Genomic DNA, 12,349 nt, shown 5'->3' with positions numbered 1-12,349 from the left:
ATCTAAAATTTATTTTGCTTCATGTGATCTAGCGAAAGATAGTCTGCGTATTAACTTGTTTTTATTTTTTTTCCTCCAGTCTTAATGAAATTGTTGAAACGTCATCTGCGTAAGGGGATTCGCATGTCGATCGTCAATTGGAGCTCAGCTCAGCCTGTTCTGAACGCGTTCAGTCGCTCACAGGCCATGATCGAATTCCGGCCCGACGGCACTATCTTGACGGCGAACCAGAACTTCCTCGGCGCAATGGGATACGCCCTGACTGAAGTTCAGGGCCAACACCATCGACTGTTTGTTGATCCAGACTATGCCGATAGTCAGGAATACCACGACTTCTGGCAAGACCTTGCAAGGGGTGAATTCAAGTCAGAAGAGTTTCTGCGCTACGACAAAGGTGGCAATGAGGTCTGGATACAGGCCTCTTACAACCCGGTCTTCAATCGTGCTGGCAAGGTTGTGAAAGTCGTCAAGATCGCATCCGACATTACGATGCGGAAGGTTCGCAGTGCAGATTTTGAAGGCCAGGTTGACGCGATCAATCGCTCCCAGGCTGTCATTCACTTCGAACTCGACGGCACCATCACCGATGCAAATGACAACTTCATAGGCGCTGTCGGATACACCCTGGATGAAATTGTTGGCCAGCATCATTCCATCTTCGTCGACCCGGACTATCGCCGGAGTTCCGAATACGCGACCTTCTGGGAAGAATTGGGCGCGGGTCAGTTCAAGGCGGGTGAATTCAAACGTTTTGCCAAGGGCGGCCGTGAAATCTGGATACAGGCCACTTACAATCCGATCCTTGATGCGGCTGGGCGTCCATTCAAGGTGGTGAAGTTTGCAACTGACATTACTGCACAGGTGCAGGAACGCGAGCGTCGCGCCGAAATCCAACAGAAAATCGATATTGATCTTTCGGAGATCGGCAACTCAATTTCGGAAGCCGCCGAGCAGGCAACGAACTCGGCTTCCGCGTCTCAGCAGACGTCCTCCAGCGTTCAGACTGTCGCAGCAGCCGCCGAAGAACTGGTTGCATCTATCCAGGAAATCAGTCGCCAGGTGCAAACCGCCCTTGAGGTTTCCGAAAGTGCGGTCAATCAGGCGGAGCAGTCCAGTGAAATCATGTCGGGGCTATCTGAAGATGCCAAGACCATTGGCTCGGTGATCGAACTGATCGATGGCATTGCCGACCAGACCAATCTTCTGGCTCTCAATGCAACAATCGAAGCTGCCAGGGCCGGTGAAGCCGGCAAGGGGTTTGCCGTTGTGGCATCGGAGGTGAAAAGCCTTGCATCGCAGACCAGCAAGGCGACGGAAGAAATTTCCGCACAAGTCAACTCTGTCCAGCAAACGACAGGACAGGCAGTTGATGCCATTGAAGCAATCATGTCGGTGATCCGGAAGATTGGTGAGATCGCAACAAGCATCTCAACAGCGGTAGAAGAGCAGAACACCGTCACCAATGACATATCGTCGAACATGCATTCAGCTGCTCAGGGCGTCGAGCTCATCACGAACAACATGCAGAGCATTTCCGCAGCGACGGCACAGATCAATGCCGCGACCCAAAACGTTCGCGACGCATCCCGCTCGATCATGTAACTGCCTCCCGGTGCTCAGCACGCAACGACAGACCAGTTTGCAAGCGGTTCCCACGACAGTTTGAGCCGAGCGAGCACCGCTGCACCTCAGGCACTCTGCCGCAGCGGTATCGTCCTTGAAATCCGGATACCTGCGCTCTGACGGACCGCTGTTTGGCATCGGCACCTAGAGCGTGCGGAACCAGACCTGCATCGGTTTTTCCGTTTCCCCATCTTCGCCGAGGTCCTTCCAAGGAAAGGTCACCTGGATACCATCGAGTTTTTGATATCCCCGCTTACGCCAGAACGGATCGAGCGGGCGATAATCTGCCGGTTTCAGGGGATGGTCGTCCGGGCGGATCACGGCACAGAAGACGGCCTTTGCGTAACCGAGCCGGCGCGCATGTGCTTCACGTTCATCAAAGAAGCGATGCCCGATCCCCCGACCTCGATAGTGCGGGTCAAGAACCGATTCAGCCAGATAAAAGATCCGGGAAACATCGTAGCCGCGCTCTTCCAAAGGCGCGCGGAAGTCTTTGAGTTCGTCGCCAAGCGGTTCGCCCGTTGCAGCTCCAACAAGTTTACCACCGTCATAAGCACCGACGATAACAGCACCGTCAGTCTCACCATAGCGGCGCAAGTACCGAGCTTCATATTCCAGCGAGCCGTCATAAAGATAAGGCCAGTCCCGAAAGACCGAAATCCGCAAATCCGCAAGTGCTTCAAGGGCGTCTTTCAGATCACTACCCGTCAGGCTTCGAATTTCCAAGGTCACGGCCAAGCCTCTCTTGTGACGATAAGAATTGCGGCGGCTAAGTCCGACTCGCGATCAAATCATAGCTGAAACTGAGCTTTCCAAAAAAGCACGCCTGTGAGTTCAAACAGCCTTTCATTGAAGTGCGTGGTCCGCAACGTCTCTCGGCAGTCCTGCTGGATCGGATGAGCGCGATCGAAAACACTCCTTCTAATCACCCAGGATCTGCATGACGAATTCAGCCACGGAAATCGCGAAAAATGCCGTTTGCAAACGGACGCGCGAGGGCCTGACCCGACTGCGGAAATGACTTCGGGGGCGCATCCCGGCTTGGACACGCCCCCGAAGGTAAGGTCTGGAAGTCATCGCGCTCTTCTTGAGCGAACCGTTGCGACTAGGCCGCAGCAACGTCTCCAAGGAATTCATCGATCACATGACGCAGCTGTTCGGAATTGTCCGACACGCCATTGGCTGCCGAAAGCACCCGTTCTACCGAGGCCTGACTTTCGTCAGCGGCCTGTCTAACCCCGACAATGTTCTCCGAAACTTCGCTGGAGCCGGCGGCGGCCGAGTGCACGTTGTTGGTGATCTCGGAGGTTGACGCTCCTTGCTCTTCAACAGCAGCTGAAATTGCCTCAGTTGCTGAGGACACTTCACGCATGGTCTCGGCAATTCCGCGAATGGCGTCAACGGAACTTTCGGTCTCCCGCTGAATGTCGGTGATCTGCGTGGAGATTGCCTCCGTCGCCTTGGCTGTCTGGGTTGCCAGTTCCTTGACTTCCGAAGCAACCACGGCAAACCCCTTACCGGCCTCGCCAGCACGTGCAGCTTCAATGGTCGCGTTGAGTGCAAGCAGGTTGGTTTGTTCGGCGATCCCCTGGATCAGCAGGATAACCTCACCGATCTTGACCGCAGAATCTGCAAGTCCAGCGATCTTTGTGTCAGTCTCGATCGTGGCATCGGTCGCCTTGACCACGATGTTCTTGGTCTGGCTGACCTGCCGTGCGATTTCACCGATGGATTCCGACAAGGTTTCTGCCGCCACTGCAACCGCCTGAACATTGGTTGAGGCATCTTTCGAGGCGTTGGCAACGCTGTCTGCCTGCGATGTTGTCTGGGTCGCAATGGACGACAGGGTGCCGGCAGAGATTTCCATTTCTCTGTTTTCTGCGTTGACGGCATCAAGCACACCCAGAACCGTATGTCGGAAGTCAGCGATGAGGTCGTCGACTTTCCCCTGTCGCTCGGCCCTCGCCTGCTGCTCGGCTTCGCTTTCGCTCATGAGCGCGAACCGTTCAACGGACGTCGTCTTGAATATCTGCACGGTATCGGCCATTTCGCCGATTTCCGTCTTTGAGCCGGTTAAGGGAACTTCCGCCTCAACATCGCCAGCTGCCAACGCCTTCATCGAATTGTTCAACTGATTGATGGGGGCAGTGATGCTGCGACCGATCAAAACACCCAGAAAAATCACTACAGCCAGGATGCCTGCACCGGTGATCAAAAATGTCCGATCCATATTGAGCATGGTCGCGGCAAAGTGGTCGTTCGCCGCAAGCTGACCATTTTCAGAAACTTCCCGGATCTTTGCAAAGTCCGGCTGCATGTCAGCAAAGATCTGGCTAAGCTGCTTCGTCTCCAGCTGGAGCAGCATTGCAATTTCGGCATAGGCCTTGAAACCGCTCTGATAAGCATCCATCAGGCTTGAGAGCTCGCCCGTAAGGTCAGCGGGCAACGCGGCTTCCTGAATTAAAGCGTCATACTCTTCCCGCCTCTTGTCGATGCGACCGATGTATTTCTCCGTGCCGCGAAGCATGAAATCCTTTTCGTGACGGCGCATCATCAACATCTTGACGGTCAGCGCATCCATTTCAGCAGACTTCAGCCTTTCCTCGACCTGATGAACGGCCTGTCTCAATTCTCCCTCTAGACCTTCCTTTTCATTCAGTCCGATGGTCTGATGAAGATCTGCGACCTTGTGGAATTGTGCGTTGTGTCGGGCCACGTCTTTCTTGAGGTTTGCGACACTTTCCTTTGCAGCAGCTGAGGCATCAATTTGAGCCATGTCCGTAAGTGCTGAATTGACCTTCGCAACAGCGGCATCGTATTTACCGATATATTTGGTATCGCGCCTCAGCAAGAAGTCCTTTTCACTCCGTCGCATCTGAAGTGCGCCGATCTCGACAGCTTGAACAAGTTCATAGAGCTTTGCGTATTGATCCTTGGTGTCCAGGGACTGCGTGGTCTGCGTCCGTCCGACCAAATACGTGATGCCGAATGCTCCAGTCGCGAGAATGGTGAGCAACACCAGCAGATTGATCCGCATTGCGATGCGCAACCGGCCTAGCAATCCAAAACTCTTGGCGCCGTTCCATGAAAATTTAGATTGACCTGATGGTTTCATGAGCTCCCCCCTGAGCCAAGTCCACAAATCTGAATAGAAGAGTATTCCAACCGAGGACCACTACTTCCCCGATAACTGCTTTAAATAATACTTACATTAGTTAAATTTTACTAAAACGCTTAATAATCGCCAGAACACGGTTGTGTTATCTGATCAAACGCCAGCCTATTTAGACGGCAAATCTGTCGAGGATCATGGCCTGGCAAATAGGGCGTCTGAAAAAACTGGATTTCGCGAGAAGCTTTATTTTAAACAACTTAAAGATGTGACCAGCAAAGCTATTCAGTCGCCACTCTTCATCTACGACATCCAGACAATGGAAACGACGAGAAAACGCTTGCGCGATCATTGAAAGTGCATTCAGGAGAACGTGAAACTCGGCAGGCACACGAAAGTTTTTTGCTCAATGCGACGCCTGTGCTGCGGTGTCATTGCGTCGTCCGTCGCGCCGCATAGCGATGCCGTCAATCACGCGCTTCCAGCCACTCCCGTGCGCTCTCAAGGTTGCCCTCAGTAACACCTTCTGCCAGTTTTTGCCCAACGACGGCACCAAATTTATAGCCGTGCCCCGAACACGCTGAGACAACGGTCGCCCTGTCTTGAGAAGCCACGAAGAAATGCTCATCTGCCGTAAAGGTATAGGCGCAGGTGACGACATCGTCGACACGGTATTCCTCAATGCGCGCAAACGGCGGCGAAAAGTGATTGCGCAAAATCTCGCCTTCACCCGCCAAGGCAACCCGGTCCTGGTCAGGGCCCGCTTTGTATTTGTGAATTCCCGCACCGAATTTCAGACCTGTACCGGGCACTGGTGGCAGAACATAGCCATCAATCGGGCCGCCAGGATCAAGAATTGTTGGCGCTTTGGACCATGCCTGCACCAGGTCGTCCGGGGGCGTCAGGTAAACGACGGCCGTCCGATATGTGGTCAATTTGGCCGCGAGCTTTGGAAACAGGCGCAGCGTCCAGGCACCTGCCGTGACGATGATGTGGTCGGCGGCGAGCACATTGCCGTCAGACAGCGTCACGGATCCTGCCTCTGTGTCGACAGCATGAACCTCGGTATTCTCCCGCAAGTCGGCACCTGCCGCCCGCAACCAGTCTCTGAGATCGGCGGCGATTTTCTGGCATAGCAATACGCCACCTTCCGCGCTCACGGCGCCAAAGCGGATCGTTGTCGGATCGACAAAAGGAAAGCGCTCTGCCGTTTCTTCTGGGCTCAAATCTTCAAAGGGATACCCTCCGTCGATTAGCCCTTGCCGATAAACATCACCGCCATCGCCCGGCTCCTGCGAGAGCAGCATGAAGCCTGTTTCTATGAGGTGTTTGGCATCAAGATCGAGCCACATCTCATCCCAGGCAGCATAGGCATCGTCTATCCTGCGCTGATAACCGCCCTGCCCGCCGTATGCACGCCGAATGATGCGGTGTTGGTCACCGGAAGCGGACAAAGGATTGGGAATGGGTCCCTGCTCCAGCAGGGTCACGGACACGCCGCGCTTCGTTAATGCCCAGGCGGTGGAAAGACCGGAAATTCCGGCCCCGACAATAAGAATATTCATGAGAGAATCCTGCAATCTGTTTGGCCAGACTAACGGGTGAAGCCTGGGGCGCAAGAAGTCTTCTGCTGCAAACAAACGGGAACAATCTCAACACGATCTTGGTCAGGCTTTGGCGCGCGAATAATGCGACGATCATGCAAAGGCGTCTTGCATGCCGACAATTTCGCGCCGGATCGTTACCTCAGCGGCTTCCAGATACCCCTCCTGGTTAACCCAGGCAGGCTCGCCGATCAGTTTTTCGCATTTTATACCGAGTTCGGGAAATGAGAGACCCATGGAATGGGCAACCGCGACCCGGTCGCCTGGTTTTGGATTGAGACCACAACAGATGTCCCGGGTCTCCATCTTCAGGTGATGCGCAATATCCCATTCCAAAACAACACCGTCATGCCGCGTCACAACCCAACAATGCATGTCGCTGCAGCATCCGTTCTTTTCTTCCGGAAAGAAATAGCCAGTGACATAGGCTGCTTCAAAACCTGCGGCTCTCAGGGAGGCAATCAAGTAGGTGTTGATGTCAACGCAAGAGCCCTCGGTCGTGCCGCATGCCAGATAGGGAACCTCATCGCAGCCATCATTGAACCGCACTTTAGGGTGCGCATAGCGAAATTTCTCCGCCGCTGCATTGACCAACGCCTGGATCGCTGCATGCCCGTCCGGTTGTGCCTCGGTGATGTTGATCGCATCAAACACCAGCGCTTCTGCGGCCAACGTGAAGCGATTTCGATGCGGGATAAAAATCGTGTCCGGATAACCCGGGCCTACCTCAGAATAAACATAGCGAATTTCGATTGCTTGGCCGGCATCAGGTGTCACCAAAGCCGCCATCTGTCCGGTTGTGCTTTCACCTGTCAGAGCGAAGGAACCACCGGATACGTCGAAGTGCAATGGCATCTGGTGCGGGGTTGGCAGTCCGGTAGGAACAAGCAATTGCCTGGCGGCGTTCTGATGCGGCTCAACAACAACGGAAACATGCGTTCGCATAGCAACCTCAAACCAGTTGAAAGACAAGCCCCGAGAGGACCGCTCCGACAAATCCTAGCCCGAGATACATTGCAAAGACCGGCGGCTTGACCAGCGACCAGACCGCCGCCATCGCCGGAATGGAACTGACAGCGCCTGCGATCATGAAAGCCATTGCAGCGCCCGCACTCATACCCTGGTCCATCAACCCGGCAAGCAATGGCGGTGCAACGTAGCTGTTCAGGTAGGCGGGCATGCCGACAAGCGCTGAAATCACGATGGAGCCTAGCCCAGTCCCTCCTACGACACCTGCAATCAGATCGGCCGGTACATAGGTGACCAACGCAGCTTCAAGCACGTAGGCAAGTGCAAGCCATTTGATCAGGAAAAGGGCATTGTTCTTGAGCTCATCTGAAAATTTTTGCCGACGCTCCGCCTCCCCCCAGAACCGCCAAACCGGACGGCCTGTCAAAGGTGATGCGCCGCAACCGCACCCACCCGCCATGGAACCGGATTTCACCGGGCTGGAAAAGACGCCCAATTTCAACAGCACCGAAACGAGAAATCCACCAAAGAGACCGAGTGAGACTGCAAACACCGCCTTTCCGATGGCGAACGACCATCCGAGCGCACCGGCCGTGATCAGCAGTGTTGGCGGGTCAATCAGCGGCGATGACAACCAGAACGCCATGATTGCGGAAAGCGGCGCTCCAACCGCCAGCAAACCGGCGATAAATGGAATGACTTCGCAGGAGCAAAACGGCGCGAGCCCTCCGAAAAGAGCCGCAAGGACAATTGCCTGCGCTTCACGACCCTCAAATGCCCGCCCAACATAGGCTTCGGCCCCGGCAGCCTTGAGCCACGCGATCAGCGCAACGGCAAAGGCAATATATGGCAACGTGCCGCCAAAGGCAGAGATCGCAAAACTGACAAATGGAACGAACTGCCCGCTGTCAAAAACCAGGACCAGAAGCGGACCGGCGATCACAATCGCCCAGGTCGACAGAATATGGTTTCGACCGGGGAAGGTCTTCCATGTCCAGCGAGGTTTCAGCGCCTTGCTGTTGTCGGGTTTTGGCGGGCAGCAGCTTGCTTCTGCCACGCTTTGGGGTGTCCGAAGATTGTTTGCCGCGTCAGTCATTTGCCGCCCGCCTCGCCATTTTCGGTTCACCGCAATCGGCTTCGTCAGCACAGCATTCCTTCAGGATATAGCCGGCAAGGTTCTCCAAATGAGCAAAGGCGGCACGATTGATCACCGTGCGCCCGTCCTTTTCCTGCAACACCAATCCGGCGGAAGACAGAAACTTCAAGTGATGCGCAAGGGTTGATGCAGCCATTCCTGTGCGGGATTGAATATCCCCCACACTCAAACCACTCTGCCCTGCTTTCACCAGCGTCAAAACCACCTGGAGCCGGGCTTCAGAGCCCAGCGCGGCAAAGCCTTGTGCAGCCACTTCCGGTTCCATGTCGACCTCATTAATATAACTATATTTCTAGTTATATAGTTTTTATTGCAGTGTCAATGCTTCCAAATCCAACGTCCTCACTCCAAAGGTCAGAATTTTCATCGACTTGCCTCTTGGAAAAATCGGCAAATGCCGCCGTGGGACGGCTGACCTGATTTTGCTGCCAAGGCAACCACGAGCACAGGGAAAAACAACCTCTGGCTTATTTGCGAAAGGCCGCAGCAGCCAAGGCAACCTCGCATTCAAATAAACTTCAGAAGGAAATGAACAAGTCTCATTTCATTGACACAAAATACGAGCTAACCTAACGTAAAGAAGTATTTCTATTATACAACCCGATACACCTTTTAATTGTATTTCCAAGTTGAATTGAGGAAGATACAATGAAAATACTCAAGATTTTCAGCTTATTGATCTTAGCAATTGCCACAACCAGCCTTTCAGTAACAGCATCAGCAGAAGAATGTGTCCCCGCAAGTTTTGATGGAGCCTTCGATGGTGAGATCACCCTTTGCCAGAACTGGGATGCACAAGCGCAACAGGAATTCTGGTTTACACCGCAAGGGTCCAGGGTCATGCCCTATGCCTGGTTCCTGGCACTTGAACAGGCAGGCTCACAAGCGCCCTTTTCCGACAGCAATCACCTGGACACTTTCCGGTACTTGCCGCAAAAGCCGACACCCCTCAATCCTGATGGGCTGCCCATCGGCTTCACCCGTGACAAGATTGCCGATGATGATCCGCTTGCACCGGTTTCAACCGAGTGGCTCGGACTGACATGCTCCGCCTGCCACACCGGGCAGATCGAGTTCAACGACAAGAAGCTCCTGATAGACGGCGCGCCGGCAATGGCCGACTTCGAAGGCTTCATGTGGTCTCTAGAGGACGCGCTCACGGCAACCGTTGAAGATGAAGCCAGGTTCGAACGCTTCGCCGAAAAGATCCTCGGTCAACCGACAACAACAGCTGGCGACAAGACGACACTGAAGAAGCAGCTCACCGAACTGGCCCAAACACGTTCAGCCTGGAATGAGCTGAACAAGGGAGATCATGAGTACGGATTTTCACGGCTTGACGCCATCGGCGCCATCTTCAATGCCGTCTCGGTTTCCGCACAAGGCCTGGACGATGAGAACGGCAAGCGCGCCAATGCACCGGTTAGTTACCCGTTCATTTGGGACACGCCGCAGCACGATTTCGTCCAGTGGAACGCGAGCGTGGCCAACGAAGGGGCGGGTGCGTTGGGCCGGAATGTCGGCGAAGTTCTCGGTGTATTTGGAGGCCTCAACTATAACCCGATCGACGGCAAACTGTCTGAGTGCCTCGCTGAAGATACTGGTTTCCTGGGCCGGTTGGCTCAGGTTTGGAAGAGCATCTGGGGCGGCCTCGACAACACGATTTGTATCGGACACGCCTCTTCGATCAAGGCTGACGGTCTTTTTAAGCTGGAGGCCTTGCTCTGGAACTTGCAGTCGCCCGAATGGCCGGAAGACGTTCTGGGCAAGATCAATTCTCAGCCGGCAACCGACAACGGCCCCTCCATGGTGGAGCGCGGCAAGGCACTTTATGAGCAACGCTGTCTTGAATGCCATGATGGCCGGCTGGACAACACCGAACTGACCACAGCCTTCAAACGCGACGACCCAAACCGGCGCATAGAAGCAGAACGTGTTTCAGTTGAGAAACTCGGGACAGATGCCCAGATGGCCGGAAATTTTTTGGGTCAGGTCTATCCCATCTCTGAAGAAATCAACGGACAGGTCAAAGCCTTTCTCCCACTGACGTTTCCACTAACTGACAAACACCGCTTTTCGTCTCAGGGCGGCGGTGCAGAGCTTGTCAGTTACGCAGTGCGCGGCGTGATCGTGAACAAGGTTCTCAACGATCCCCAAAACACGCTTGATGCCATCATGCTGGGCCAACCGGAAGAGCGGCGGGCATTTCTTGAGCGGGTACAGGCCCGCCTTGTTGAAGCGCAGGATGCAAGCAATCTGAAGCGTATTCGCATACTGATAGACGCCATAGAAGAGGCGGAACGCGATGATCTGATCGACTGGGTACAGGGTCTCGACATTTCCCGTGACGGTATTTTGCGGTCGAAAATCCGCGAGATCCTAAGACGGAACGAACCGTCGACGGATGGCGACACGTCCGCCGCGGACGCGGAGGCGGCACGACAACGGCTGTTTGTGTACAAGGCCAGACCCTTGAACGGCATATGGGCAACTGCACCCTATCTGCACAATGGATCAATCAGAACGATGCGTCAGCTCATGTTGCCGGCGGAATGCCCGGAGACAGGCGAAGAAATCGATGCTGAAACAGGCCAACGACTGTGCCGCCAGAAGACGTTTGAAGTCGGCAGCAGAACATACGATCCAGATACGCTCGGCTTCATCGACGCCGGTGGCTTTGTGGTCGACACCTCGCTGCCGGGCAACAGCAACACGGGTCACGAATACAGCACCCGGTTTTTCAGGGACAATCCGGAACAGCTCGACGCGCTCCTGGAGTATATCAAGACCCTTTAACGTCACCCCTGGCAGAGTCTGAAAATGACTGTGCCAGGGAAGCCTTGGTTACAGCGCAGACCTCATCACCCGCAGCATTGAGACTGTGGCGAGGCCCCACAACAGCTGGACAGGTTCTGGTTTGCAGGCATCTCCGGTGCCGGTTTGCACTGCGCGCGAAGCTGCGTCAGCCGAACAATGACCTTCGCACCCGTCAATTCGGGTGTATCGATCCCATAGAGTTGCATTCCCTCGTTTCCGTGCGCGAACTCCGCTTTCAGAGGCACGGTCGCCAGGCCGCTGACCCTGGACATGCTTTGTCCGAGGATGGCGCTCAGTTTTCCAACCGTCATATGGCGGCCATTCGCGCCATCGAGCAACTGGAGCGCTGCCTCGGACCAATTGGCAATGCGTGTGCCGCAGTCGATGCTGGTTACATGAGACAGCTTGAGTTCAGTGACATGATAACCCGCTCCAATTTCGCCCTCATCTGTCAGAAATACGACCGGCGCTTCACTCGGCAGTGCCTGAAGTGTTTCCACAAGATCACTTAACGACATATCGTCTCCTTTCATTTCAAATTTTATTGAAATATATTTTCATGGATCAATTGAAATTTCAAGAAAGTTTGAAATATGGATGAAGCCGAAGCACTTTCCGCCCTTTCCGCGATTTCCAGCGCGACACGGTTGCGGATCTTGAAGAGACTGGTTGCGGCGGGCCCGGACGGCATGACCGCCGGAGAGATTGCGGAGGCATCCGAGGGAACACCGTCGCGAACATCTTTTCATTTGTCGAACATGGCCGATGCAGGCCTGATCACAGCGAACCGGAGATCAAGACAGATTTGTTACAAGGTGGATTTTACGGCGATGGGCGCATTGATCCGGTATCTCCTTGAGGATTGCTGCAACAACCATGAAACAGTTCGCGCCTGCTGCACACCAGCGTGCCGTTGCTGATTATCGTCGCAGTGCAGATTGTCACAGGAAACACTAAACTCGTTACGCTCTGAAGGAAGAACAGCAGCGCGAAATGCGGATGTGACAAAATTACCACTAATAGTTGCCCATTTGCATCATTCAGGAATAGTAAGCCTTTTCACACTTG

At 54.3% G+C, this 12,349-nt stretch carries 10 protein-coding genes; 3 read left to right on the top strand and 7 right to left on the bottom strand.

Going from position 1 to position 12,349, the window contains the following annotated elements; translation table 11 throughout:
- The first annotated feature begins 123 nt into the window (after positions 1-123).
- A complete protein-coding gene (locus tag K1718_RS09305) occupies positions 124-1,602 on the top strand; it encodes a methyl-accepting chemotaxis protein (protein WP_265684018.1) in 1,479 nt (492 codons plus the stop codon).
- A gap of 165 nt (positions 1,603-1,767) precedes the next feature.
- Here the strand turns inward: K1718_RS09305 and K1718_RS09300 are convergent, their stop codons facing one another.
- The 6 genes from K1718_RS09300 to K1718_RS09275 form a co-directional block, all read right to left on the bottom strand.
- Positions 1,768-2,355 carry a GNAT family N-acetyltransferase gene (locus K1718_RS09300; protein ID WP_152500660.1) on the bottom strand — a complete coding sequence of 196 codons (588 nt, stop codon included), beginning with the start codon at positions 2,353-2,355 and terminating at the stop codon, positions 1,768-1,770.
- 373 nt (positions 2,356-2,728) lie between these two features.
- Positions 2,729-4,738, bottom strand: coding sequence for a methyl-accepting chemotaxis protein (locus K1718_RS09295; RefSeq protein WP_265684015.1), 2,010 nt, complete (start codon positions 4,736-4,738; stop codon positions 2,729-2,731).
- 464 nt (positions 4,739-5,202) lie between these two features.
- Complete coding sequence (locus K1718_RS09290; RefSeq protein ID WP_265684013.1) at positions 5,203-6,300, bottom strand: NAD(P)/FAD-dependent oxidoreductase; 1,098 nt, start codon at positions 6,298-6,300, stop codon at positions 5,203-5,205.
- A 132-nt stretch (positions 6,301-6,432) separates the two neighbouring features.
- Complete coding sequence (locus K1718_RS09285; RefSeq protein ID WP_265684012.1) at positions 6,433-7,284, bottom strand: transglutaminase-like domain-containing protein; 852 nt, start codon at positions 7,282-7,284, stop codon at positions 6,433-6,435.
- Positions 7,285-7,291: 7 nt separating this feature from the next.
- Entirely contained in the window at positions 7,292-8,404 is a 1,113-nt protein-coding gene (locus tag K1718_RS09280) for a permease (protein ID WP_265684010.1), read from the bottom strand.
- On the bottom strand, positions 8,397-8,729 hold the full coding sequence (locus K1718_RS09275; RefSeq protein ID WP_265684008.1) for an ArsR/SmtB family transcription factor: 333 nt from the start codon (positions 8,727-8,729) through the stop codon (positions 8,397-8,399). Before K1718_RS09275 ends, K1718_RS09280 begins: the two co-directional genes overlap by 8 nt.
- 383 nt (positions 8,730-9,112) lie before the next feature.
- Between K1718_RS09275 and K1718_RS09270 the strand changes: the two genes are divergently transcribed.
- The gene (locus tag K1718_RS09270) at positions 9,113-11,260 is read left to right on the top strand and encodes a di-heme-cytochrome C peroxidase (RefSeq protein WP_265684006.1); all 2,148 of its coding nucleotides are present in this window, start codon (positions 9,113-9,115) and stop codon (positions 11,258-11,260) included.
- Between the two features lie 65 nt (positions 11,261-11,325).
- Here K1718_RS09270 and K1718_RS09265 read toward each other — a convergent pair whose 3' ends face one another.
- Positions 11,326-11,799, bottom strand: coding sequence for a DUF6428 family protein (locus K1718_RS09265; protein WP_265684005.1), 474 nt, complete (start codon positions 11,797-11,799; stop codon positions 11,326-11,328).
- Positions 11,800-11,874: 75 nt separating this feature from the next.
- On the opposite strand from K1718_RS09265, the gene K1718_RS09260 reads away from it, so the two are divergent.
- On the top strand, positions 11,875-12,201 hold the full coding sequence (locus tag K1718_RS09260; protein ID WP_265684003.1) for an ArsR/SmtB family transcription factor: 327 nt from the start codon (positions 11,875-11,877) through the stop codon (positions 12,199-12,201).
- The last annotated feature ends 148 nt before the right edge of the window (positions 12,202-12,349 follow it).

Source organism: Roseibium porphyridii (assembly GCF_026191725.2).
In the GTDB taxonomy this organism is placed as follows: domain Bacteria; phylum Pseudomonadota; class Alphaproteobacteria; order Rhizobiales; family Stappiaceae; genus Roseibium; species Roseibium porphyridii.
The sequence above is the reverse complement of the archived record's forward strand: the minus strand, read 5'-3'. Positions and strand labels throughout refer to the sequence as shown.

What these genes read in the sequence shown, in the direction of transcription:
- K1718_RS09280 (WP_265684010.1), bottom strand. Translation starts at nt 8,404, where the DNA reads ATGACTGACGCGGCAAACAATCTTCGGACACCCCAAAGCGTGGCAGAA.
- K1718_RS09305 (WP_265684018.1), top strand. Translation starts at nt 124, where the DNA reads ATGTCGATCGTCAATTGGAGCTCAGCTCAGCCTGTTCTGAACGCGTTC.
- K1718_RS09270 (WP_265684006.1), top strand. Translation starts at nt 9,113, where the DNA reads ATGAAAATACTCAAGATTTTCAGCTTATTGATCTTAGCAATTGCCACA.
- K1718_RS09290 (WP_265684013.1), bottom strand. Translation starts at nt 6,300, where the DNA reads ATGAATATTCTTATTGTCGGGGCCGGAATTTCCGGTCTTTCCACCGCC.
- K1718_RS09265 (WP_265684005.1), bottom strand. Translation starts at nt 11,799, where the DNA reads ATGTCGTTAAGTGATCTTGTGGAAACACTTCAGGCACTGCCGAGTGAA.
- K1718_RS09285 (WP_265684012.1), bottom strand. Translation starts at nt 7,284, where the DNA reads ATGCGAACGCATGTTTCCGTTGTTGTTGAGCCGCATCAGAACGCCGCC.
- K1718_RS09260 (WP_265684003.1), top strand. Translation starts at nt 11,875, where the DNA reads ATGGATGAAGCCGAAGCACTTTCCGCCCTTTCCGCGATTTCCAGCGCG.
- K1718_RS09275 (WP_265684008.1), bottom strand. Translation starts at nt 8,729, where the DNA reads ATGGAACCGGAAGTGGCTGCACAAGGCTTTGCCGCGCTGGGCTCTGAA.
- K1718_RS09295 (WP_265684015.1), bottom strand. Translation starts at nt 4,738, where the DNA reads ATGAAACCATCAGGTCAATCTAAATTTTCATGGAACGGCGCCAAGAGT.